15 protein-coding genes, 2 tRNA genes, 3 rRNA genes and 1 pseudogene are annotated in these 26,152 nt (G+C 44.1%); 5 read left to right on the forward strand and 16 right to left on the reverse strand.

Going from position 1 to position 26,152, the window contains the following annotated elements; genetic code table 11:
- Positions 1-71 precede the first annotated feature (71 nt).
- Complete coding sequence (locus FGL31_RS14420; protein WP_138090166.1) at positions 72-1,397, forward strand: IS4 family transposase; 1,326 nt, start codon at positions 72-74, stop codon at positions 1,395-1,397.
- 506 nt (positions 1,398-1,903) lie between these two features.
- On the opposite strand, the gene rrf is transcribed toward FGL31_RS14420, so the two are convergent.
- From rrf to FGL31_RS14485, 16 genes and pseudogenes are all read right to left on the reverse strand, one after another.
- A 5S ribosomal RNA gene (gene rrf, locus FGL31_RS14425) occupies positions 1,904-2,015 on the reverse strand.
- A gap of 86 nt (positions 2,016-2,101) precedes the next feature.
- Positions 2,102-4,992, reverse strand: a 23S ribosomal RNA gene (locus FGL31_RS14430).
- Positions 4,993-5,201: 209 nt separating this feature from the next.
- A tRNA-Ala gene (locus FGL31_RS14435) sits at positions 5,202-5,275 on the reverse strand.
- A gap of 4 nt (positions 5,276-5,279) precedes the next feature.
- Positions 5,280-5,356: transfer RNA gene (locus FGL31_RS14440), tRNA-Ile, on the reverse strand.
- 126 nt (positions 5,357-5,482) lie between these two features.
- A 16S ribosomal RNA gene (locus FGL31_RS14445) occupies positions 5,483-7,010 on the reverse strand.
- Together the 16S, 23S and 5S rRNA genes with 2 tRNA genes alongside form the textbook arrangement of a ribosomal RNA operon.
- 988 nt (positions 7,011-7,998) lie before the next feature.
- A complete protein-coding gene (locus FGL31_RS14450; protein WP_232046769.1) occupies positions 7,999-12,495 on the reverse strand; it encodes an efflux RND transporter permease subunit in 4,497 nt (1,498 codons plus the stop codon).
- Positions 12,496-12,579: 84 nt separating this feature from the next.
- Positions 12,580-13,263 (reverse strand): efflux RND transporter periplasmic adaptor subunit, encoded by a 684-nt coding sequence (locus tag FGL31_RS25860; RefSeq protein ID WP_232046770.1) that lies wholly within the window; start codon positions 13,261-13,263, stop codon positions 12,580-12,582.
- 4 nt (positions 13,264-13,267) lie between these two features.
- Positions 13,268-13,753, reverse strand: coding sequence for an efflux RND transporter periplasmic adaptor subunit (locus FGL31_RS25865; protein ID WP_232046771.1), 486 nt, complete (start codon positions 13,751-13,753; stop codon positions 13,268-13,270).
- 45 nt (positions 13,754-13,798) lie between these two features.
- Entirely contained in the window at positions 13,799-14,164 is a 366-nt protein-coding gene (locus FGL31_RS14460) for a hypothetical protein (RefSeq protein ID WP_138092454.1), read from the reverse strand.
- A gap of 63 nt (positions 14,165-14,227) precedes the next feature.
- A complete protein-coding gene (gene ccoS, locus FGL31_RS14465; protein WP_099370238.1) occupies positions 14,228-14,413 on the reverse strand; it encodes a cbb3-type cytochrome oxidase assembly protein CcoS in 186 nt (61 codons plus the stop codon).
- A 9-nt stretch (positions 14,414-14,422) separates the two neighbouring features.
- A complete protein-coding gene (locus FGL31_RS29065) occupies positions 14,423-14,815 on the reverse strand; it encodes a hypothetical protein (RefSeq protein WP_317131023.1) in 393 nt (130 codons plus the stop codon).
- Positions 14,816-14,834: 19 nt separating this feature from the next.
- On the reverse strand, positions 14,835-16,118 hold the full coding sequence (locus FGL31_RS29070; RefSeq protein WP_317131024.1) for a heavy metal translocating P-type ATPase: 1,284 nt from the start codon (positions 16,116-16,118) through the stop codon (positions 14,835-14,837).
- A complete protein-coding gene (locus tag FGL31_RS29075; protein WP_317131025.1) occupies positions 16,085-16,819 on the reverse strand; it encodes a heavy metal translocating P-type ATPase metal-binding domain-containing protein in 735 nt (244 codons plus the stop codon). Before FGL31_RS29075 ends, FGL31_RS29070 begins: the two co-directional genes overlap by 34 nt.
- An 11-nt stretch (positions 16,820-16,830) precedes the next feature.
- A complete protein-coding gene (gene hemN, locus FGL31_RS14475; RefSeq protein WP_099370236.1) occupies positions 16,831-18,195 on the reverse strand; it encodes an oxygen-independent coproporphyrinogen III oxidase in 1,365 nt (454 codons plus the stop codon).
- Between the two features lie 6 nt (positions 18,196-18,201).
- Positions 18,202-18,684 (reverse strand): Rossmann-fold NAD(P)-binding domain-containing protein, encoded by a 483-nt coding sequence (locus tag FGL31_RS14480; RefSeq protein WP_232046772.1) that lies wholly within the window; start codon positions 18,682-18,684, stop codon positions 18,202-18,204.
- 785 nt (positions 18,685-19,469) lie between these two features.
- Positions 19,470-21,988, reverse strand: a pseudogene (locus FGL31_RS14485) (ATP-dependent Clp protease ATP-binding subunit).
- A 181-nt stretch (positions 21,989-22,169) separates the two neighbouring features.
- On the opposite strand from FGL31_RS14485, the gene ettA reads away from it, so the two are divergent.
- From ettA to FGL31_RS25870, 4 genes are read left to right on the forward strand one after another with little or no spacing between them, the layout of a single operon-like run.
- Positions 22,170-23,852 carry an energy-dependent translational throttle protein EttA gene (ettA, locus tag FGL31_RS14490; RefSeq protein WP_138092456.1) on the forward strand — a complete coding sequence of 561 codons (1,683 nt, stop codon included), beginning with the start codon at positions 22,170-22,172 and terminating at the stop codon, positions 23,850-23,852.
- A 5-nt stretch (positions 23,853-23,857) separates the two neighbouring features.
- The gene (locus tag FGL31_RS14495; protein WP_138092460.1) at positions 23,858-25,048 is read left to right on the forward strand and encodes a PAS domain-containing sensor histidine kinase; all 1,191 of its coding nucleotides are present in this window, start codon (positions 23,858-23,860) and stop codon (positions 25,046-25,048) included.
- Positions 25,048-25,908 carry a response regulator gene (locus tag FGL31_RS14500; protein WP_232046773.1) on the forward strand — a complete coding sequence of 287 codons (861 nt, stop codon included), beginning with the start codon at positions 25,048-25,050 and terminating at the stop codon, positions 25,906-25,908. The genes FGL31_RS14495 and FGL31_RS14500 overlap by 1 nt, the downstream gene beginning before the upstream one ends.
- Entirely contained in the window at positions 25,896-26,084 is a 189-nt protein-coding gene (locus FGL31_RS25870; RefSeq protein ID WP_232046774.1) for a helix-turn-helix domain-containing protein, read from the forward strand. The genes FGL31_RS14500 and FGL31_RS25870 overlap by 13 nt, the downstream gene beginning before the upstream one ends.
- Positions 26,085-26,152: the final 68 nt, after the last annotated feature.

Below are 26,152 nucleotides of genomic sequence, written 5' to 3' on the forward strand. Positions count from 1 at the left end.
AAAGAAGGCCATAAATCACGTAAATGTTTAATTTTGAATTCACTACTAAACAAATCTAAACAACCGCGTTTATGGCCGATGTAAAAATAGCACTTAAAATCGTTTCAGACCTAAAAAATTTTATTTCTATCTGTTTAACAGATCCTCTGCTGCTCAATCTTTTCAGGAATTCCAAAACCCATTTCACCCGGGACCGGAAGCTCAATTTCGAGAGATTGGTCCTGCTGATCGCCAAGATGTGCAAGCGGACCCTCTCTGTCGAACTGGAAGGTTTCTTTGGTGAGCTGGGCAAGAAGATCAGTTGCTCGGTGAGTGCCTTTTCCCAGCAGAGGAGCAAGCTGAGCCCCCTTTTCTTCCTGGTCTGGAACCGGGTGCTCTGCGAGAGCTTCCTGCGCCATGCACCGGGGGATACCAGGAGATGGATGGGCTACCGCCTGATCGCAGTTGACGGCTCCAACCTTGCCCTGGTGAACACACCTTCCCTGCAGGCCCACTTTGGCGGCCAGAGCAACCAGAACTCGAGCTTCGTGCAGGCAAAGACCTTCTATCACTACGATGTGCTGAACGACCTGGTGACCCATTCCTGCATAGCCCCATACCGGACCAGCGAGCTGACCCTGGCCTCCCATTGGATCGAGGAACTGCCCGTGGACTCCATTGCCATCTATGACAGGTACTATTCAACGTTCAAGATGTTCGCGCTCCATAGCTGGCAGGAGAGCGAGCGCAAGTTCGTGATCAGGGCGAAGGATTCGCTGAAGTTCGTCAAGAAGTTCCTGAAGACGGGAAAGGTTTCCCAGGTCATCGAGCTTGCCCCAACCCAGGCCTCCATCAGTGGCCTGCGCCAGAGCGGGTTCGCCACGGACAGCTCAACAAGGATTCGCATACGCTTGGTCAGGGTAGAACTGCAGTCGACCACGGAGGTGATCGCGACCAACCTATGGCAGGAAGAGGGGTTTGAAAACGATATGTTCGGGGACCTGTACTTCAGGCGCTGGGGAGTGGAGACGAACATCTCCAAACTGAAGAATACCATGCAGATGGAATCCTTCAGCGGGCTGACGGTGGAATCCGTCGAGCAGGATTTCTATGCAACGGTGATGATGTCAAACCTGCATTCGATACTGATCAGGGATGCCCAGGTCCGGCTCGACCGCGATACATCCACGAAAAAGTACCCACAAAAGGTCAACGGGAACAAATCCTTCGGAAAATTAAAGGAAAACCTGATAGCCATCTTTTTCAAAAACAGGGAAAGGGAAATCCTCAGGGAGCTCACGGCCTACTTCCTCAAGGACACATTGCCCATCCGAAAGGGAAGATCGTTCCCAAGGCAGCTTAAGACCTCGAATAAAAAGTGCAAGCACAGGACCTACACAAACTACAAACCGGCATGATAAAATCCTTAACTTAATGACATTGCCCGATGGGGTTGTGCTATTATAACCACAAAATAGTTTCCAGAGCTAAAGCTCTGGAATGACAGATCCTTTTTTTTAAACGGGCGATTTTTGGGAGATGGCTTGCGGCGAGCCGCAAGCCATCTCTCCAAAAATCGCCCCTCTTCCTCTCGGCAATCTTGTCATTCCATCTCGAAAGAGATGGAAACTATTTCTGTGAAATAGACATTGGACATGTCAAGGTGATGATCCGTGCAGACGGTAACTACGTGGTTGAGCATTGATGAACATGCCACACTGATGAGGTTTCACCGCAGTGGCAGGTATCTCCGACGCCATGGTCGGTGTCCCCACCGGCCATCACGTGGATTGTGTACGGCGCCTGCCCTTCGGCTCCGCTCGGGGACCGAGGGCGGCCGCCGGTCCGGGACATGGGCACCCTTTGGGAACGCCATAAAACAGGAAAGCCCGATGTCCTCCTGGACAACGGGCTTCCGTATAAAATTAGGCACCGACCTACTCTCCCACCTGTTACGGCAATACCATCGGCTCTGGCGGGCTTAACTTCTCTGTTCGGAATGGGAAGAGGTGGACACCGCCGATATAGGCACCTGAATACCTTTTTGACAGACATTGCTCTGTCATTGACATGTTATTGGAAGAAAGGACGTTAAAAAGAGAGAGGACAACAGACTATCCGCATTGGAAAGCTTCGGGCTATTAGTACCACTCGGCTTTGGTCTCTCAACCTTTACACCTGTGGCCTATCGACGTCGTAATCTCCGACGACCCTTGTGAGGAAGTCTCATCTCGTGGCTAGTTTCGCACTTAGATGCTTTCAGCGCTTATCTATCCCGGACGTAGCTACCCTGCCGTACACCTGGCGGCATAACAGGTTCACCAGCGGTCCGTCCAACCCGGTCCTCTCGTACTAAGGTCAGATCCACTCAAACTTCCAGCGCCCACAACAGATAGGGACCGAACTGTCTCGCGACGTTCTGAACCCAGCTCGCGTGCCACTTTAATGGGCGAACAGCCCAACCCTTGGGACCTTCTCCAGCCCCAGGATGTGACGAGCCGACATCGAGGTGCCAAACCTCCCCGTCGATATGAGCTCTTGGGGGAGATCAGCCTGTTATCCCCAGAGTACCTTTTATCCTTTGAGCGATGGCCCTTCCATACAGAACCACCGGATCACTATGTCCGTCTTTCGACCCTGGTCGACTTGTAGGTCTCACAGTCAAGCAAGCTTATGCCATTGCACTCCTCGTACGGTTACCAAGCGTACTGAGCTTACCTTTGAAAGCCTCCGTTACCTTTTTGGAGGCGACCACCCCAGTCAAACTACCCACCAAACAATGTCTCCCGCTGGGCGGGATTAGAAACCGAATACAGAAAGGGCGGTATTTCAAGGGCGTATCCGCGATTCCTGGCGAAACCGCTTCGACTACTCCCGCCTATCCTACACATCCTGTACCCAATTTCAATGTTAAGCTATAGTGAAGGTTCATGGGGTCTTTCCGTCCCGTTGCGGGTAACCGGCGTCTTCACCGATACCACAATTTCACCGAGCTCATGGCTGAGACAGCGCCCAGATCGTTACACCATTCGTGCAGGTCGGAACTTACCCGACAAGGAATTTCGCTACCTTAGGACCGTTATAGTTACGGCCGCCGTTTACTGGGGCTTCGATTCAATGCTTCTCCCGGAGGATGACATCCCCTCTTAACCTTCCAGCACCGGGCAGGTGTCAGGCCTTATACCTCATCTTTCGATTTCGCAAAGCCATATGTTTTTGCTAAACAGTCGCCTGGGCCTTTTCACTGCGGCTTCTCCACCCGGAGGTGGAGGAAGCGCCCCTTCTCCCGAAGTTACAGGGCCATTTTGCCGAGTTCCTTAGCCATGATTCACTCGAGCACCTTAGGATCCTCTCCTCGACCACCTGTGTCGGTTTGCGGTACGGGTCTTGATGACCTGGAGCTTAGCGGGTTTTCTTGGAAGTCTGCTTACCTGCGCTATCAGCGCCCCCGAGGGTTTGCTGTACTATCGGGCTTCGGCTGTACCGGCGGATTTGCCTACCGGTCCAATACCTTTGCCCTTCAACGAACTATTCCGTCAGTTCGCGGCAGTGTCACTACTCCGTCACCACATCGCAGTCATCAACAGTACGGGAATATTAACCCGTTGGCCATCGGCTGCCTCCCTTCGGATGCGCCTTAGGTCCCGACTGACCCTGATCCGATTAGCGTTGATCAGGAAACCTTGGTCTTTCGGTGGGCGGGTTTCTCACCCGCCTTATCGTTACTTATGCCTACATTTGCTTTTCCATCAGGTCCACCGCCAGTCACCTGCCGGATTCGCCCCCGATGGAATGCTCCCCTACCAGTGCAACACGAAGTTGCAATCCATAGCTTCGGTACCGTTCTTGATGCCCGTTTATTATCCACGCCCGGCCGCTCGACTAGTGAGCTGTTACGCACTCTTTAAATGAATGGCTGCTTCCAAGCCAACATCCTAGCTGTCTGGGCAACCGGACCTCGTTAGTTCAACTTAGAACGGATTTGGGGACCTTAGCTGATGGTCTGGGTTCTTTCCCTCTCGGCCTTGGACCTTAGCACCCAAAGCCTCACTGCCGGCCATATCTAGCAGCATTCGGAGTTCGTCTGGATTTGGTAGGATTTGACTCCCCCGCACCCAATCGGTAGCTCTACCTCTGCTAGACTCCATGCCGACGCTGTTCCTAAAAACATTTCGGGGAGTACGAGCTATTTCCCAGTTTGATTGGCCTTTCACCCCTACCCTCAGGTCATCCGGAAACTTTTCAACGTTTATCGGTTCGGTCCTCCAGTACGTGTTACCGCACCTTCAACCTGCCCAAGGGTAGATCACAAGGTTTCGCGTCTACCTCGTCCGACTCTGCGCCCTGTTCAGACTCGCTTTCGCTTCGGCTCCTGGCCTTAAGCCATTAACCTTGCCGGACAAGAGTAACTCGTAGGCTCATTATGCAAAAGGCACGCCGTCACGGAATCGCTCCGCTCCGACCGCTTGTAAGCACACGGTTTCAGGTTCTTTTCACTCCCCTGTTCGGGGTTCTTTTCACCTTTCCCTCACGGTACTGGTCCACTATCGGTCTCTCAGGAGTATTTAGCCTTGCCAGATGGTGCTGGCGGATTCCCACAGGATTTCTCCGGTCCCGCGGTACTCAGGATACCACTATGCCTGTATTCTTTGCCTGTACGGGGCTCTCACCCTTATCGCGCAGTTTCCCACCTGCTTCCAGTTCATAGCACAGTGCAACATCGTGGTCCTACAACCCCATGCATGCCGTGACATGCATGGTTTGGGCTCTTTCCCGTTCGCTCGCCACTACTTGGGAAATCATTGTTATTTTCTCCTCCTACGCCTACTTAGATGTTTCAGTTCAGCGCGTTCGCCTCATTTGATGGCATGCCTTCAGCATGCCGGGTTGCCCCATTCGGAAATCCACGGATCAAGTCGCATTTGCCGATCCCCGTGGCTTATCGCAGCTTATCACGTCCTTCATCGCCTCTGAGAGCCTAGGCATCCCCCGTGTGCCCTTGTTTACTTTCTTCGCGCCACCACCCCTTTTGCCAAGTGGTGGGCTGCTCTTGGCCGTGCCTGCCAAATGAATGGTATGGCCGTGCCTCTGTTGTCTTCTCTTGTTAATCTCTTTTCTTCCAATATGTCAAAGAACTCTTCGTTTCCCGTCTATCCGGTGTCCTGCGGCCGTGTGGACATGCCTCCGTGACCTGCATTCACCCTGTGATAACGGGCAACCTGTGGAGAATAACGGATTCGAACCGTTGACCCCCTGCGTGCAAGGCAGGTGCTCTAGCCAGCTGAGCTAATTCCCCGCGGTGGTAGTCCCGAGCAGACTTGAACTGCTGACCCCTACATTATCAGTGTAGTGCTCTAACCAACTGAGCTACGGGACTAGCTTATCTCTCTCATCTTCTCTCGGTGACGATCACCCCGACATCGGGATGGGCACTTTCTTCTGAATCTGTCTTCTTTTTCCTTAGATCATGTATGTGGCGCAGCGGCCCCGGCGCGGGCTCTAGAAAGGAGGTATTCCAGCCGCACCTTCCGGTACGGCTACCTTGTTACGACTTAGCCCCAATTACCGGTTTTACCCTAACACGCTCCTTGCGGTTACATGCTTTAGGTACCCCCAGCTTTCATGGCTTGACGGGCGGTGTGTACAAGGCCCGGGAACGTATTCACCGCGTCATTGCTGATACGCGATTACTAGCGAATCCAACTTCACGGGGTCGAGTTGCAGACCCCGATCCGAACTGTGAATGGCTTTTCGAGATTGGCATCACATTGCTGTGTAGCTGCCCGCTGTACCATCCATTGTAGCACGTGTGTAGCCCCGGACGTAAGGGCCATGATGACTTGACGTCGTCCCCGCCTTCCTCTCTGCTTGCGCAGGCAGTCTGTCCAGAGTCCCCACCTTTAAGTGCTGGCAACTGGACATAGGGGTTGCGCTCGTTGCGGGACTTAACCCAACACCTCACGGCACGAGCTGACGACAGCCATGCAGCACCTAGTTTCCTGTCCCGAAGGACGCATCCGTCTCTGGATGCTTCAGTAACTTTCAAGCCCGGGTAAGGTTCCTCGCGTATCATCGAATTAAACCACATGCTCCTCCGCTTGTGCGGGCCCCCGTCAATTCCTTTGAGTTTCACCCTTGCGGGCGTACTCCCCAGGTGGATAACTTAACGCTTTCGCTTGGACGCTTACGGTATATCGCAAACATCGAGTTATCATCGTTTAGGGCGTGGACTACCAGGGTATCTAATCCTGTTCGATCCCCACGCTTTCGTGCATCAGCGTCAATAACGGCTTAGACAGCTGCCTTCGCAATCGGTGTTCTGAGACATATCTATGCATTTCACCGCTACTTGTCTCATTCCGCCGTCTTCAACCGCATTCAAGCACTTCAGTATCAAGGGCACTGCGACAGTTGAGCTGCCGTCTTTCACCCCTGACTTAAAGTGCCGCCTACGCACCCTTTAAACCCAATAAATCCGGATAACGCTCGGATCCTCCGTATTACCGCGGCTGCTGGCACGGAGTTAGCCGATCCTTATTCTCCGGGTACGTTCAGCCCACTACACGTAGTGGGGTTTATTCCCCGGCAAAAGCAGTTTACAACCCATAGGGCAGTCGTCCTGCACGCGGCATGGCTGGTTCAGGGTTGCCCCCATTGACCAATATTCCTTACTGCTGCCTCCCGTAGGAGTCTGGTCCGTGTCTCAGTACCAGTGTGGGGGATTCTCCTCTCAGAGCCCCTAGACATCGTCGCCTTGGTGGGCCGTTACCCCACCAACTAGCTAATGTCACGCGAGCCCATCCATATCCTATGAATATTTGACGCCGGAACGATGCCGTCCCGGCGTGTCATGCGGTGTTAATCCGGATTTCTCCGGGCTATCCCCCTGATATGGGCAGGTTGCTCACGCGTTACGCACCCGTGCGCCACTCTCACCGGAAGTAGCGAGCTACTCCCGGATCCCGTCCGACTTGCATGTATTAGGCCTGCCGCTAGCGTTCATCCTGAGCCAGGATCAAACTCTCCATTGTAAAATGAAGTGTAAGACCGTGACTATTCATAATAAATAGAAACGTCTTGTTTTTGTGTTTTCCTCCCGCTCCGGGATACCTGAATTGATTTATCTTGTATATCTTTTCAGCGTATGCTTCCTTGCGGAAACTCCGCTGCGCTACATGATCATTTAAAGAACTTTTCTCGCCTCCGCTTCGCGCTTCGGCTGTATTTCGTAGAGTGTTCTGAGCACTCCTGAACTGTCATTTCTGTTGGCTCCGGGCGTCGCGCCCATCGCCGTTTCCCCTGGTTGGGACTGCAAAGGTAGGAGCTTTTTTCGAATCCGCAAAATTTATTTTGAAATAATTTTCGCGGCCCCTTTTCGGCTTCCCGTGCCGGCATCGTGCCGCCTGCGGTGTCGCCCGTCCTTCCCCTCATTTCAGTGGCGTTTCCGCCGTCCCTCCCTTGCGGAGTGGTGCAAAGATAGGGACATTTGCACATTACTTCCAAGACCCCGGCACAACATTTTTTTCAGAATGACCGTAACTCGCTATGCCATTGAAAGATAATTTTTCGGAAGGACGGCAGATTCCCGCCCGCAGGGTGCGCCAGCGGGGGAAAGCGCGCCCCCGGCAGACTCCGCCGGGCACGGAAACGGAAAGGCGGACCGGGGAAGGAAGGGTGGCCGGTGCGGACACCGGCCACGGCGGCCGTTTTGATCTCCTTCCACCCTCCGTCCACTCTCCTTCCACTCTCCTTCCACTCTCCTTCCACTCTCAGTCCTCTTTCGTTCGCACCTCGTTCGCACCTCGTTCGGGTGTTTTCCGAAGAAGCTCCGAACAAGGTCCGGACAAGGTCCGAACGAGAGACGAACCAGAGTATACCCAGTCAGGAACAAGAGTAAAAGGAAAGTCAAGAGGAAAACATGGAGGTTACCGAGTCATTAGAGTGCTGAGTTTTGAGAATGCCCGGTCAAAAAAAATGGGAGAGCTAAGCTCTCCCATTCCATCTATTTTATTTACCCATTTATTGCCATCCACCACCAAGGGCTTTATAGAGAACAACTTGATTAAGCATTTTCTCTTTATTGATTTCCACATCAGTGACCTGTGCTTCGATCAACCCTTTTTGCGCTGTGATGATGTCCAGGTAGGTGACCCGTCCTGCTATAAACAATTCTTCTGCAGCACCAATAGAAGATTCAAGTGCTACAACTTGGTCTTTCACATGTACCGAACGGTTTTCAATGGCATCCTGTGTTGTCAATGCCAAGGAAACTTCATTGACCGCATTTAAGACCGTTTTTTCATATTCCAAGAAACTGATGCCGTAGGACGCTTTCATGCGTTCATATTCCGACTTCAATTCTCTTTGCCTAAAGATTGGCATCGTAATCCCTCCGAACAGACCATAAGTCACTGACTTGTCCAGACTGAATAGCTTGTCGAGACTAAAGGACTGCAGACCTAAATGGGGGCTAATGGCAACCGTAGGCAAGAATGCCAAACGTGAAGATTCCAATTCATGATAATCGGCTTTCATGTCCATACCAGCTTTGCGGATATCCAAACGATTATTCAAAAGGTCATCAAGATTACCAACAGACAAGTCCTGGAACAGCATTTCCGAACCAATGACATTGCTGCTTCTGGCAATTGGCTGATACACTCGGCCCAACAGCGTATTGATCTGGTGTTCATAGGCCAATATTTCTTGTTCGGCATGAGCACGGTTAGCTTTGGACTCCGACAGGAGCGACTTAAACTGCTGCACTGCCAATTCATCAGCACGACCGGCTTCCTTTTGAGCTTCAATAATTTCAAGAGCACGTTCATGGAGTTTGATATTCTCTCCATAGACTTTAACTTTCTCATCCAGGCTGATCAATTCGTAGTAAGCAGAGGCCATACTAGAAATCAGCTCGGTCTCAATCAGTCGCTTCAGCTCACTTTCAGACATCAACTGCAAGAATGCTGCTTCTCTACGGTTCCTCAGCTTGCCCCATAAATCAAGCTCCCAAGAAGAACGAACGCCCACAAAGTAATCAGGGACAAAAGGTTCAGGGAGTTTCTCGTCGTCGGTTAAGTTTTCGGAAAAATTAGAGTCATAATTACCTATTCCGGATTCCGTATAATGGCCGTATTTCCTCAAGCCACCTTCTACCGCAGCATCCAAGGATGGATACAATGCCGATTTACGGAACCTAAAATTAGCTTGTGCCATTTCGATCCGGTGGATTGCTTGGCGAACATCCATATTGTACAGCATCGCAGAATCGATCAATGAGATCAGCTGTGAATCTGTAAACACTTCTTTCCAAGGTAAGGTCGCGATAGAGTTTGTATCGTTCAAAACCTGCTCAGTTTGGCTACCGAGTTCAGGCGAGATTTCTTTCTGCGCTGCTGTTTTTGGAACCGAACAAGAAGCCACAAGGAACAAAAGAATTACAGAAACAACTGCTACTTTACTGGCTTGCTTGATTTTCTTTTTCTTTTCACGTTTTGAGAAAAGTACTACTAAACCCGGAATAACGATTACACCGATGATAGTACCGATAACCATACCTCCTACAGCCGCAGAACCAATGGTTCTATTACCGATTGCCCCTGCTCCACTTGCCAGCATCAACGGGATCAAACCTGCAGCAAATGCAAATGAAGTCATCAGAATCGGACGTAAACGCGCAACAGCACCTTCAATAGAAGCAGTTAACACATCCATGCCCTGTTTTCGTTTTAGGTTAGCATATTCAACAATAAGGATTGCGTTCTTACCCAATAAACCGATCAGCATGACCAGGGATACCTGCGCGTAGATATTGTTCTCCAGCCCGAAGACTTTTAGGAACAAGAATGCACCGAACAGTCCTGCTGGCAAACATAAAAGAACCGGCATTGGCAATAAGAAACTTTCGTATTGCGCAGCCAAAAGCAAATACACAAAGACCAAACAAAGCAGGAAAATATAGGCAGCTTGATTACCGGAAATCTTTTGCTCGCGTGTCATACCAGACCACTCTATAGCATAGCCTTGAGGTAATTCAGCGGATATTCTTTCAACTGCTTCAATAGCTTGCCCCGAACTGAATCCAGGCGCAGCCTGACCAGTGATCATCGCCGAAGTAAACATATTATAACGTGTGATCTGCTCCGGACCATAAACTCGTTCCATCGTCATAAAAGATGAGTAAGGAACCATCTCCCCTTCTTCAGTCTTAACATATAGGTTCAATACATCTTCAGGACGCTGCCTTGCAAATGCATCAGACTGCACCATCACCTTGTACATTTGACCATAGCGAATAAAGTTGGTAGCATACAAACTACCCAATAAGGTCTGTAAGGTATTCATGGAATTCTCTACAGAGATACCTTTCTTTGCTGCAAGGTCATAGTCGATCTTCAGCATATATTGAGGGAAGTTTACATCGAAAGTCGTACTTGCACTTTCAATAACTTCGTCTTCGGTAAGTTTTGAAATAAATTCATTTACGACTTCGTTTGTTTGAGCTAAATCTTCATTTCCGGATCTATCCAAAAGCCTCAACTCAAATCCTGATGAGTTACCGAATCCTGGCACCGTTGGTGGCGGGAAAAATTCAATTTCAGCATCAGCAATATGAGCAGTTCGCTCACGAAGGATTTTCATGACATCATCTACAGATTCTTTACGTTCATCCCATTGTTTCAGGTTGATCATACCCATACCGTAGGATGCACCAGATACTTCCGTCACGATACTATAACCTGCTAAGATAGATACAGTCTCTACCATATCCAGCTCTCTAGAAATGGCATCCACTTCATTTAGAACTGCTTCAGTACGGTCTACTGTAGCACCCGGCGGCGTAGTTACAGCAACATAGATCATACCCTGATCTTCAGTTGGAATAAATCCGGAAGGTAGGATTGCTGCGGAACCCCAAGTTGCAATGAACATAATAACTAACCCTAATAAAGTAATTATGCGACGACCTGCAATCTTTGAGAGCAATCCTTTGTACCCTCCAGAAATTCTATCATATACTTTGTTAAAACCTCTAAAGAAGCGGTCCAACAGTCCGTTTCCGGGTTTTTTATCATGTGGTGAACGAAGGATAATGGCACAAAGTGCTGGTGTCAATGTCAATGCGTTGATACCTGAAATCACAATTGCAGCAGCAAGTGTCAACGAGAACTGTCTATAGAAAATACCCACAGGTCCCGAAAGGAAAGCAACAGGTACAAATACCGCTGACATTACCAACGTAATAGCAATTACTGCCGACCCTACTTCATCCATTGCGGCCAATGTAGCTTCCATAGGAGAAAGATGTTCTTCCTCCATCTTGGCATACACGGCCTCGACGACGACAATACCGTTGTCGACGACAATACCTATGGCTAAGACGAGTGCGAATAAAGTCAATAGATTGATGGAGAAACCCATCATCTGCATAAAGAATAGCGAACCGATCAAACACACCGGTACGGCAAGGATTGGAATAATGGTTGCTCTAAAATCCTGAAGGAAAATAAAAACGACCAAAAATACCAAGATAAAGGCTTCCACTAAAGTCACCAATACACTGGAAATAGACGCATTCAAGAAACGAGAAACATCATAGCCCATCGTATAGGTCATTCCAGGAGGGAAGGTAGCATCTTTTAATTCTGCCATTCGGTCCTTCACACGTTGGATTACTTCCTGAGCATTTGAACCTGGCAGCTGCTTGATCATAATTGAAGCAGAAGGTCTACCATCTGTTTTTGAAACCATCTCATAATCCAAGGATCCAAATTCTACATCTGCAATATCTTTTACACGAATAATGGACCCATCAACATTGGCACGGATTGGAATATTTTCATATTCGCTGATCTCTGTAAATTTACCAGGATAACGGAGTACATATTGCTGCATGTTGACTGTTTTATCCGAGCTGATCCCTGTCTGACCAGGTGCCGCTTCGATATTCTGTCTACGTAATGCAGTAACTAATTCCTCTGTGGATATGGAATATGCAGATAATCGATCTGGCTTAACCCAGATACGCATTGCATAATCCTTCATTCCCATGATCTGTGCAAATCCAACTCCTTCGATACGTTTTAATTCCTTAAGGATGTTGATATCGGTAAAGTTGTATATAAATCTTTCGTCAGCAGTCTCGTCATCTGTATACAAATTCAGATACATCAACATACTGTTCACTTCTTTTTCTGTGGTTACACCAGCTTTGATAACTTCTTCAGGTAATTCGTCCAATACGGTTGTTACCCTGTTCTGCACGTTTACCGCAGCAATATCTGGGTCTGTACCCACTTCAAAGAAGACCTGAATCAACGTGTTACCATTATTGGTAGACACTGAACTCATGTAGGTCATCCCTGCTACCCCATTAATAGCTTTTTCCAATGGGATAGCTACAGCATTTGTACTTACTTCGGCATTCGCACCAGTATAGTTTGCTGTTACCACGACAGATGGAGGTACGATATCAGGGAACTGGGTGATGGGCAAGGGTGAACAATGCCAAGACACCCAAAAGGGTAATAAAGATCGAGATGACCAATGATAGCACTGGCCTCTTAATAAATTTTTCAAACATGTATGGCTTCTCCCTCCTTAGTTTTTAACCATTTTTGGTTGAATAACCATCCCATCACGAAGTGTTTTAGCACCTTCGTAAACCACCTTAGAATCTGCTGGCAATCCGTTTTCAACTACATAATAATGTCCAACACGTTGGCCAGATTGAAAAGGAGTCATTTTAACAGTGTCACCTTTTAAGGTATATACATATGCTTTATCCTGGATTTCAAAAACTGATTTTTGGTGCACTAACAATAAGTCTCCGGTCTGAACAGGCACACCGATCCTTCCTGTTGCACCGTGTTTTAATAATCCTTGTGGGTTTTGGAATCTAGCTCTCAAGGATATTGAACCTGTACTTGCTTCAAATCCACTTTCCACGATTTCAGCAATGCCCTTTGTTGGATAAAGAAATCCATTGGCCAAGATCAATTGCACTTCTTTTTTGAAATTATTCCTGTTGAATGACGAATCAGAAGCAATTCCCAAGTATTCTTGTTCTGAGATATCAAAGTAAACATTCATATTGTTTATGTCGGCGATGGTAGTCAATAAAGAACCTTCTTCCAACAAAGACCCTTCTTTCAGTTGAATCCTATCAATTCTTCCATCAAAAGGTGCGCGGATTTGAGTGTTTGCCATACGCGTTCTCGCTTGGTTCAAAACAGCCTCAGCTTCACCGACCTTTGCCCTTGCTGCACGATGCTGTACCTTCAACAAATCATATTCTGTAGAACTTACGATATTTTTTTTGAACCAATTTTTGGGTTCTTTCCATTTCCAATTCTACTTTTTTAACTTCTGCTTCAGCACTGCTTACTGCAGCCTGTGCTTGGGCAAGGTCAGCGCGATATTCATCGGCTACCAAAGAGAACAGGACCTGGCCTTTTTTTACAAAAGCACCCTCATCGACAAAGATCCTGTCCAAAAAGCCAACTAAACGAGAGCGCAATTCTACGTTTCGTTGGGACTGAATATCTGCGATATATTCTTTGTAGACTACTGTGTCCAATTGGACCAGATTAGTTACAGGTACGACTTTTGGCGCCTCGGCCGTTGTTTTTTCGTTGCTTGTTGCAGTACAAGACGCAACAAATAGTGCACAACCTACTACCGGAAGTAGTATGTTTTGTTTTTCATAGCAAAAATAAATGTGGTATATAAATAAAATAGAATACAATAGTGTATTTAGCTCAGCTATATGCATAGCAAAGCCATCACTTCTTGCCTAAGAAGCGTAAAAGCATTTTTTTTAGAATGGGCGGTATCTATACAAGAATTGGTAATAGCCAGGGAGGCATATAGTCTTGGATAGATAAAAAGGATGTTTGATGGTGGTAATTAGCCTTGAGATTCTAGAGATCAACCATGTGAAAACTAAAACTAAGGGCAATAAACCTAGGATTAGGGAAAAAATTCGATATTCATCGAAGATAATTTTTGGAAGAGTTTCTGAATTGTCAGTGTGAGTTAGGTCTAGGACATCTTCCAATACTATTTCAACTAGTGTTTCATTGGCTACAACAGCCGAGCTTCCGAACAAGTCAAAAGACTTTACCTCCAAGCAAAGAACATTGAGGTAACCGAAGAGTGCCAAGAAATGCAATAGTCGAAACATACGGCACAAAGATAAGGAAGCCCTTGTGCAAAAAGGTATTATAAATGTAAAAAAACTGTGATTTTAGTTTTTTGAAGCCACTTTTTCAGAGTTCGGTTCTGGTTCTGATGGTTCGTCGTCAAACAAAATTCTTACAGAAGGTGTATAGGTATCTTCATGTTGTCCATTCTTGCTTGCCCAAAAAAAGGCCCCCAAAAAGAACAACGCAATGAGTACGCTACAACCGATTAAGAAAAATATGATGTTCATGATATAAAGTTAAATTAATTTTCTCCGTTTTGCATACCATCGAGTCATTAAACTTGTAAATGATATAATCGTAACGGTACTGATAGGCATTAAAATAGCTGCAAACAAGGGTGACATTGTACCTTGAACTGCAAAGCTTAATCCTACTATATTATAGAGCAATGAAATAACAAAGGACATTTTAATTACTTTCACTGCATCTTTACTGAATTCAAAGAATTTCGGCAATTTATAAAATGCCTCACCATCTAAGATAGCATCACAACCCGGTGAAAAATTATTGATATCGTCGGATACCGCTATTCCCAAATCTGCTTTTCTCAAGGCACCGGCATCATTAAGGCCATCACCTAACATACATACTTTTTTACCATGGTTCTGCCAATCAGAAATCCTGTTCAATTTCTCTGATGGCGTTTGGTTAAACAGTAAATATGCTTTTGGAAGGGAAAATCATTCTCAGCGCATCTGCACGGCGCTCATTGTCACCCGAAATAAGGTGCAAATCATAATCTTCAGATTTTAACTCATTGATTACTTCATTCAGTCCAGATCGCCAAGATTGTTCTAAAGTAAAATATCCCTTAAGATTATCATTTATCTTTACATAAACGACAGAACCTTCCAGATCTACTTTATCTGTATGGACATAAGAAGCACTACCAACACGAATGCTATAATCCAAATAACGTCCTGACTGTCCTCTACCTACCACTTCTTGATATCCCGAGATAGCTATCATATCAACATTTCCCAACCATTTCAGAATTTCTCTGCTCAGCGGGTGGTTTGAATTTCTACATAGGGAGGCCAATAAATTGCGTTCCATAGTATTCAGGTTACCCTCAAAATACATACTAGAAGCATTTGGCGATGATATGGTTCCAGTTTTATCGAAAACAACTGTATCGATTGCCGCCATCTGTTCAATTGCTGCAGTATTTTTTATATAGAGTTTATTCTTGTCGAAAATACTCAGTGCTGCAGAAAGTGTAAATGGAGAGCTCAATGCCAAGGCACATGGACAAGCAATAATCAATACTGCGGTAAATGCCCCCCAGGCCTTGTCTGGATTTCCGCCCATCCACCAAAATGCACAAGCAGAAAATGCTATCAAAAGCAAACCTATGGTGAAATATTTACTGATATAACCTACGAAGGTGTCGAATTTCTTCTCATATTGTTTGAAGCTATCATTGTTCCAAAGTTTTGTCAAATAACTTTGGGAGACAGCTTTCACTACTTCGAGTTCGATGGCCTCCCCCATTTGTCTACCACCAGCATACACAACTTCACCAAGAACTTTTTCTACAGGTTTACTTTCACCTGTTACAAAGCTGAAGTCTACCGATGCATTTCCTTTTAATAGAATTGCATCCGCAGGGATGATCTCATTGTTTCTGACCAATATTCTATCGCCAACCTGCAGATCTGCAATCTGGGTAGGCTTAGCTGATTCATCTTCCAATACGGTGACTGCAACAGGAAAATAGGAGCGATAATCTCTCTCAAATGAAATATGATAATAAGTTCTCTGTTGTACATATTTTCCGATCAGGATAAAGAAGACCAAACTACATAAGGTATCCATAAACCCTGCTCCTGTCTGTGAAAGAATTTCATATGCAGATCTAAAAAACAGCACGAAAATCCCCAGTGCCAACGGCACATCTAGGTTGAGCCTTTTCTGTTTAGACTTAACCAAGCGGATTTAAAATAATCTGATGCACTGTACAGCAATACCGGCAATCCAAACGCGAGGTTCATATATCCAAAGAAATTGGAATATTGGCGTTCAAATTCTGCCATTCCAAAATACTCAGGAAATGAAATCATCATGGAGTTGCCAAAACAGAATCCCGCAACTGTGATTTTAGCGATCAATTTGCTCTGATTGATTTTCTTTCCTTCCTTGACTACATCTTGAAGGGTTATCTTAGGATCATAGCCAATCTTGTGCAGCAATTCCACCAACTCACGCAAGCTGATTTCATTTTTCTTGAAGGTAATGCTCGCCTGCTTCTTCATAAAATCTACCTGAGAGGTTTTAACCCCTGGATGTAATTTATAAAGATGCTCCAATAACCAAATACATGAACTGCAATGAATGGCAGGAACATAAAAAGTTATAATTGCCAATTCATCATCTTGATAATCTACCAATTTGGCAATAATATTAGGTTCATCAAGGTATGACAGATCTTCTTTTTGAGCTTTTTGAGATTTTCCTGGATGACTGTTGTACTTATAATAACTAGCCATATTGTTGTCATTCAGTATCTGATATACTGTCTGGCAACCAAGGCAACAAAAACGGTGGTCTTCCAATATATATGCAGAATCTTCTACAGGATCACCACAGTGATAACAAGAAGTTTTTAATTGTAATTCCCCTTTTGTTGACATGTTATATGGAATTAAATTGCTTGACTAAATAAGTTTTCTCTTTCTTTTGTTTGTTGCAGTCTCTCATCAAAAGCCATACAAACATTTCTTAAGAATGACTTCCCTATTTCAGTGATTTGAATTATATTTTCATTAGCTTCTACCAATTGGTCATTTATTAAAGGTACTAAACGATCCATAATCTTTTCATTCAATTCGAACCCTTCTTTTAAAACAACCTTTCCTCTACACATCATATCCAGGATATATTGCCTTAACACAATATCTTCGTCATTCAATATATGCCCTTTCACTACTGGGAGTATACCCTTACCGATCAGCTCATGATATTCCTCTACTGTTTTTACATTCTGTGCAAAGGCAGTCCATGCATCTGAAATGGAAGATACTCCCAAGCCTATCAATAATGGAGTATAACGATCTGCATAGCCCATGAAATTCCGGTGCAGCGTACCATCCATCGAAGCTAAGTAAAGAGCATCGTCTGTTTTGGCAAAGTGATCCATACCTACATCTTTGTAACCGCAGTCCTGAATCATTTGTTTTCCTAATTTATATAGGTTTAACTTTTCTTCGCCTACTGGAAGGTCGTGTTCGGTAAATCTTCTTTGACCAGGTTTAATCCAAGGCACATGTGCATAGCTGTAAAATGAAATCCGATCTGGATTTAATTCCATTGATTTTTCGATGGTCATCCTTACAGATTCAGCTGTTTGTAATGGCAATCCATATATAAGGTCAAAGTTAATGGATTCATAGCCCAATCCCCTAGCATCCTCCATCACACGGGCGACATCATCAACAGTCTGGTGCCTGTTGATAATGAATTGCACTCTTTCATCAAAATCTTGAATCCCTAAGCTTAATCTTTTGAATCCTAAATCAAATAAAGTTTTTAAATGTTCGTATGTAGTATTAGCTGGGTGGGCTTCAAAAGAAAATGACGCGCCTTCAGTTTTTTCATTTCCATCCAATAAACCGGAGATCAAGCGATGTAAATTCTCTGCTGTAAAAAAAGTTGGTGTACCTCCACCTAAGTGGATTTCGGCGATCTTCAATTTTTCTTCCTTCAGGATCTCCTTATACATCTGCCATTCTTTCAATAGCGATGTAATATAAGGATCCTCTACCTGATGGTTTTTAGTAATTCGGGTATTACATCCACAATAGGTACATAAACTTTCGCAATATGGGAGGTGCACGTAAATGCTGATTCCTTGATCTTTAGATTTAGAAAAGTTCAAGGCAACCCTCTCTGTCCAATCATTGACATTGAAGAGTTCATTTTCCCAAAAAGGTACAGTTGGATAACTGGTATAGCGTGGTGCCGCTACATTATATTTGTTGATCAGTTTGTTTAGAGTCTCCGTTTCCATATTGTCTTAAATTAACCTTGTTTTTGCAATCCATTCTACATTGGCAAGCTTCCCCTGCACAGCCTCCCACCATCCATTGTGTGAGTTCATGATAGTCTGCTTGGCTACACCTTGCAAAGAAGTTTCGAATGGGACATTTGCAACATGTATTTTCAATTCTCCGGCATAATCTAGGTCAATATGTTCAGTGGATCTTGAACGGGTTACGATATTTCGTATACCAATATTGAAGAGTTCAAATAACATTACTCTATCCAGCACATCCCGGTCGGAAATAATCACAGCTTCCTTTCCAATCGCATAATGCATCGTGCTAAAATTCAACTCGTTAGATATCAGAGTTAAATCATGAACCTTCCCATTAGCCTTGGCGAGGTGCTCCTTCTCCGGACCCAAAATGTTGTATGCAATCACTCTCATCCCTAAGTAAAGTAGTTTATAATCCCAAAAGTAGAGTATAAATGGTGGGTAATGAATGAACTGCATCATGGCAGAAAGTGATATAAATCACGTTGGGAAGAGATTAGCAAGATGGGTTTGCCATCCATGGCAGAGGTGCAGTTACTTTTGAGGCGCAGAAGGACGCCATGGTTGGTGTCCCCACCAACCATCTTCAGCTAAGTGTGCTCAAGTTTTTAGCGTTAGGCAATGCGCTGGAAAGTCCTAATCTAATTAACACAAATTACTATTAGCCATTCCATGGCAGAGGTGCAGTTACTTTTGAGGCGCAAAAGTAACCAAAACGCTTGCTCATTTAAGGTGGCTTGTCGCGCAATTCCAACGCTCATGGACAAAATGCCTTATTGCCGAGGATGCCGTTCTAATAAATTATCTCTTTGGAGGAGATAATTGATTTTCAGTGGCTGGTGGAGACACCAGCCACGGCGAAAGGGCAAGGCCACCCCTCAAATGCCGCGGCATTTTATCCATTCTTCCGCCACTGGAAATGAGCGGAAGTCGGCTTTGAATTATCATCGACTCTTAGGCTAGGTGGCCTTGCCTTCGGCTGAGGGGAGACATGCCTTCGGATGGACTTGTGCGTTAGCCTGCGCTTCGGCTCCGCTCAGCGACCGGCTTCCGGCTTCGTTAAGAGATCGGTGTCTAAAATGTGTAAGTGTTTAAAGTTTAGGTCTGGCGGTGTTTGAAACTATATAGTCGTCTAAATACTAAATACTCTCTACTAAATACTAAAAAAGCTGCTTGGGAAACCAAGCAGCTTTTTTAAATTTTAATCTTTTTTCTTGTTGTTCTTGACATCTGATGCCAGTGAAGAGTCATCGTCTTTTTTGGTCTTTAGCGGCCGAGACGACAATTTCTTTTTTGTCATCGTCATAGTCTACCAAGATGGTCTCGCCGGACTTAAGTTCTCCTTTCAGGATTTCCTCGGCAATTGGATCTTCTAGGTATTTCTGGATGGCACGTTTCAAAGGTCTTGCACCAAAGTTACTGTCATAGCCTTTTTCAGCAATGTAGTTTTTGGCAGTTTCGGTCAAGTTTATTTTGTGACCTAGTCCTTCGATACGAGCAAACAATGATCTTAAGTTCGATATCAATAATCTTGAAGATATGCTCTTTTGTTAATGAGTTGAATACGATTACATCATCGATACGGTTCAAGAATTCTGGAGCGAACGCACGTTTCAATGCTGTTTCGATCACTCCTCTTGAATGCGAGTCAGCTTGATTTTCTTTGGCAGCCGTAGTAAATCCTACACCTTGTCCAAATTCTTTCAATTGACGGGCACCAATATTCGAAGTCATGATAATGATCGTATTCCTAAAGTCTACCTTGCGTCCAAGACTATCTGTTAATTGTCCTTCATCCAAAACTTGTAATAACAAGTTGAATACATCAGGGTGAGCTTTTTCGATCTCATCCAACAATACAACAGCGTATGGTTTACGGCGTACTTTTTCGGTCAACTGACCACCTTCTTCATAACCAACGTATCCTGGAGGCGCACCTACTAAACGAGATACGGCAAATTTCTCCATATACTCACTCATGTCGATCTGGATCAATGCATCTTCAGAATCAAACATAAAACGAGCAAGCTCTTTAGCTAATTCTGTTTTACCCACCCCTGTAGGACCTAGGAATATAAATGATCCAATAGGTTTTTTAGGGTCTTTTAGTCCAGCACGAGTACGTTGAATTGCTTTCACCAATTTTTGAACAGCGTCATCTTGACCAATGATTCTTCCTTTCATGGAATCACCCATGTTCAATAATTTCTGGCTGTCAGATTGGCTAACACGTTGAACAGGAATACCGGTCATCATTGAAACAACTTCAGCAACATTATCTTCTGTTACTGTATAGCGTTTCGTTTTGGTTTCCGCTTCCCAAGCTGCTTTTTCTTTTTCAAGTTCTTCGATCAATTTCTTTTCAGTGTCACGAAGTTTAGCTGCTTCTTCATACTTCTGGCTACGAACAACCTTGTTTTTCTCCACTTTTACTTCTTCGATTTTCTCTTCGATATCGATGATGCTCTGCGGAACATGGATATTGTTCAAGTGTACACGAGATCCTGATTCATCCAAAGCATCGATTGCTTTATCTGGCAAGAATCTGTCTGTGATATATCTTGTGGTTTAGGGACACACAAGCATCAATAGCTTCAGGAGTATAAGTTACGTTGTGATGTTCTTCATATTTATCTTTGATACGGTTAAGGATTTCGATCGTATCATCGATTGAAGTTGGTTCTACAGTAACTTTTTGGAAACGACGGTCCAAAGCACCGTCTTTCTCAATATATTGGCGGTACTCATCAAGAGTTGTTGCACCAATACATTGGATTTCTCCACGTGCCAAAGCAGGTTTGAACATGTTTGAAGCATCTAACGAACCAGATGCACCACCAGCACCTACGATAGTATGTATCTCATCAATAAATAAGATTACATCTGGTGATTTCTCCAATTCATTCATAACTGCTTTCATACGTTCCTCAAACTGTCCTCTATATTTAGTTCCGGCTACCAATGATGCCAGGTCTAAAGTAACGACACGTTTGTTGAAGAGCACTCTAGAAACTTTTCTTTGGATGATTCTTAATGCAAGACCTTCAGCGATTGCTGATTTACCTACACCAGGTTCACCAATTAAAATAGGGTTGTTCTTCTTTCTACGCGAAAGAATCTGCGAAACCCTTTCGATTTCTTTTTCACGCCCTACGATAGGATCCAATTTTCCTTCTTCTGCGGCTTTAGTCAAGTCTCGTCCGAAGTTATCCAAAACCGGGGTTTTAGATTTAATGTCAGATACTTTCTTAGGGGATGAAAATTGTGAATCTTCATCAGCGTATTCATCTTCACCACCAGAAGGGGTGTTAGAAGCTTCATCCGTTATGCCAGTAGCATTTTGTTCGACTTCAGATTTGAACACGTTATATGAAACATTGAATTGCTGTAAGATTTGTGATGCGATGTTTTCTTCATCGCGTAGAATCGCTAACAATAAATGCTCGGTTCCAATAATATCACTTTTAAAGATTTTAGCTTCCAAATAAGTAATTTTCAAGACCTTTTCGGCTTGTTTGGTCAGAGGCATGTTACTGATTGGGGATCGTGAAACGGAAGAACCTTTCACAGCATCCTCCACCGACTGGCGTACTGCGCCCATGTCAACGCCGATATTTTTCAATACCTTAATTGCCACTCCATCGCCCTCACGTATTAATCCCAGCAATAGATGTTCGGTACCGATATAATCGTGACGTAAGCGCAATGCTTCTTCGCGACTATAGGAGATAACATCTTTAACTCGGGGTGAAAATTTTGCTTCCATTAAATTCCTTTCTCAATTAAATTCGGGTGATCAACAGTATAAATGTAATAAAAATACACTTCACACCCATTTGTTATAAATATTTTTTATCAACAATTGCGCCACCGCGCTAAAAACTATCAATTTGTCAGTAATTACATTATCTTTGTGTAAAAACTATAAACAAACTTTCATAGAACCTATGTCGGACGAAAAAATTATCTTCTCAATGGCTGGGGTAAACAAAATTTATCCCCCATCCAAACAAGTACTTAAGAACATTTACCTATCTTTTTTCTATGGAGCGAAAATCGGTGTAATTGGTTTAAATGGTTCGGGTAAATCTTCCTTATTAAAGATTATCGCTGGGCTTGACAAATCGTACCAAGGTGAAGTGGTATTCTCACCGGGCTATTCTGTGGGTTATTTGGCTCAGGAGCCTGAATTAGACCCTAGCAAGACGGTAAAAGAAATCGTGGAAGAGGGTGTTGCAGAAACAACATCTATTCTAAAAGAATACGAAGAAATAAACGAAAAATTCGGCCTACCAGAAGTTTACGAGAATCCAGATGAAATGGATAAACTTTTATCTAGACAAGGTGAATTACAAGATATTATAGATGCGACAAATGCTTGGGAATTAGACAGTAAATTAGAGCGAGCGATGGACGCGTTAAGATGTCCGGAGCCTGACGCTTTGATTGCCAATTTGTCAGGAGGTGAGCGTAGACGGGTAGCAATGTGTCGACTTTTATTACAAGAACCTGACGTTTTATTATTAGATGAACCTACCAACCACTTGGATGCCGAATCCATTGACTGGTTAGAACAACACCTACAACAATATAAGGGAACCGTAATTGCCGTTACCCACGACCGATATTTCTTGGATAATGTTGCCGGTTGGATCTTAGAGCTTGACCGCGGGGAAGGAATTCCATGGAAAGGGAACTACTCATCCTGGTTGGATCAAAAAGCGAAACGCTTAGCGCAAGAAGAAAAGACTGAAAGTAAACGCCAAAAGACCTTAGAACGCGAGTTGGAATGGGTGAAAATGGCTCCAAAAGCTAGACATGCCAAATCTAAGGCTCGTTTGCATAACTATGAAAAATTAGCTTCTGAGGAAACTAAGGAACGAGAAGAAAAATTAGAGCTATTTATTCCACCAGGACCACGATTGGGAAATGTGGTTATCGAAGCCACGGATGTAAGCAAAGCTTATGGTGATCGTATTTTATTCGAAAACTTAAGCTTCTCCCTACCTCCTGCTGGTATCGTGGGTATCATTGGTCCAAATGGCGCAGGTAAAACGACTTTATTTAGATTGATCACAGGTCAAGAACAACCTGATTCGGGAACTTTCCGAGTTGGTGAAACCGTTGCATTGGGCTATGTAGACCAAATGCATGACGACCTGGATCCAAACAAAACTGTTTGGGAAAATATTACCGGTGGTAATGAAAATATTATGCTAGGCAATAAATCGATGAATTCTAGGGCTTATGTTTCTAAGTTCAATTTCAATGGAGCTGATCAACAGAAAAAAGTAGGTGTATTATCAGGAGGAGAGCGGAATCGTGTTCATTTAGCGATTACATTGAAAAAAGGATCAAACGTATTGTTACTGGATGAGCCGACGAATGATATTGATGTGAATACTTTACGTGCATTAGAAGAGGGTTTAGAGAATTTTGGCGGATGTGCTGTAATTATTTCCCACGACCGTTGGTTCTTGAACAGGATCTGTACACATATTTTGGCATTTGAAGGGGATTCACAGGTCTATTTCTTTGAAGGGAACTACACTGAATATGAGGAAAACCGTAAGAAACGCCTTGGTGATGTGGGTCCAAAAAGAATTAAGTACAAAAAATTAGTTAAATAATCACCGTGTTAGAATCAGCTAGACTATTAGAAGCCATTATCGAGAATGCCATAGATGGTATTATTACTATCGATAACCATGGTATTGTCGAGAGCATCAATCCGGCAGCTCTGGAGTTATTCGGGTATGAGGCAGAAGAAGTGGTGGGTAAAAACATCTCTGTATTGATGCCAGAACCTGACCGCTCTAACCACGACCGGTATATTTCCAATTATGAAGAAACTGGGAGAAAGCGAATCATAGGAATTGTCGAGAGGTCAGAGGACTTAAAAAAGGATGGTTCTACATTTCCTTTTCGTCTAGCTGTTAGTGAAGTTTTTTATAAAGACCGTAAGATATTCACTGGTTTTGTCCATGACCTAACCAAAGAGAAGCAAGCGGAAAATGAATTGAAAAAGCATACCCAAGAGCTGGAGCTGAAGGTGCGGGAAAGAACAAAGGATCTGATTAAGCTTGTTTCAGAACTAGAGCGTGCCAAGGCAGATGTCAGTGTTTCTCTGGAAAAGGAGAAGGAATTGAGTCAACTTAAATCTCGTTTTGTTTCTATGGCTTCCCATGAATTCAGGACGCCATTGAGCTCCGTTCAATTATCAGCTTCCCTTATTGACCGATATGTTGACAAAGCTGAATATGCCCCGATTGAAAAACATACGAGCAGGATCAAAAGTTCCGTTCAGTTACTGAACACTATTTTGAATGACTTTTTGAATCTGGAGAAATTAGAGGCTGGGGTTGTCGTGGTTAATAAAGCAGAGACAAATATTGTTCACCTTGGTGAGGAGATTGCGGAGGAGATGCAATTGATCTGTAAAAAGAACCAACATATTGTTTACCAACACACTGGCGAGGAATCCGGATTTTTTATAGATCCTAACCTTTTGAAAAACAGCATTATCAATTTGGTTTCAAATGCTATTAAATATTCAGGAGAGGACACGTTTATTGAGTTCAACACTCAGATTGGCAGAAATCAATTATTGGTAACTGTGAAGGATAATGGTATTGGAATTCCATTGGAGGAGCAAGAGAATCTATTTGAGCCATTCTTCCGTGCGAACAATACTGGAAATATTCCAGGTACGGGATTGGGATTGAATATTGTCAAACGTTATGTTGAGTTGATGGGTGGTCGATTGGAATATTGGTCTGAAGTAAATCAAGGAGCTATTTTTAAGATGTTTTTTATCCAAGAGTAATGGAAAAAAGAAAGATATTAATCATTGAAGATAACAGTGACATTCGTGAGAGCACTGCTGAAATATTGGAATTAACGGGAGAATATTCTGTTTTAGTAGCCGAGGAAGGCAAAACCGGCGTGGACATGGCTATCAAGCACAAGCCTGATTTGATTCTTTGTGACATTATGATGCCTGAGCTGGATGGTTATGGTGTACTCTATATGTTAAGTAAACATGAGAACACACAGCAGATTCCGTTTATATTCTTAACGGCGAAAGCTGAAAAAGCCGATCTAAGGAAAGCTATGGAAATGGGAGCCGATGACTATTTAACTAAGCCATTTGACGACATGGAATTGCTAAATGCTATCGAAAGTCGTTTTAAAAAACGTGCTCAAATTCAGGTAAAAACGGAGCCTAGTATGGACAGCCTTCGTTTGGATGAACAAGAGCAGGCTTATCTATTACAAGATTTAGCAGACCATGGTAGAATTAAGAACATCAAGAAGAAGCAAACCATCTATGAAGCTGGCGATACACCGGTGTATGTATATTATATCAAAAAAGGTAAAGTACGTAGCTTCTTGAACTATAAAGATGGGAGAGAATTGTCTACCAATATTTATGTTGAGAGTCAATTCTTTGGTCTTGAGTCCGTATTGTTGAATGATAAATACGGAGATAATTCAGCGACCTTGGAGGATGCTGAAATAGCTTTGATACACAAGGATAATTTTTTTGAGCTACTTTATAAAAAACCTGGGATTGCTTCGAAGTTGATCAAAGTTCTTTCGCAGAACATTCGTGAAAAAGAAGAGCAAATGTTAGGCTTTGCATATGATTCTGTAAGAAAAACGTGTTGCCAATGCATTGGTTAATGTTGGCGGAAAAATCGACAACGGAAGTTGATGAGGTAACTATTAAGATTTCAAGGGATGATTTAGCAGCTTTAGCAGGTACGGCAAATGAAACTATTAGCAGGATGTTGGCTGATTTTAAGGACGAAAAAGCTATTGACAAAAGAAGGAAATGCTATTCGAATTTTTTCAGTTAATCGATTGAAAAACATTAAACAATAGTTCTATAAAGGTAAAGTTTTATTGAAAATGGTAAAAGTGGCAA

Origin of the sequence: Sphingobacterium daejeonense (genome assembly GCF_901472535.1) — a bacterium.
In the GTDB taxonomy this organism is placed as follows: Bacteria; Bacteroidota; Bacteroidia; order Sphingobacteriales; family Sphingobacteriaceae; genus Sphingobacterium; species Sphingobacterium daejeonense.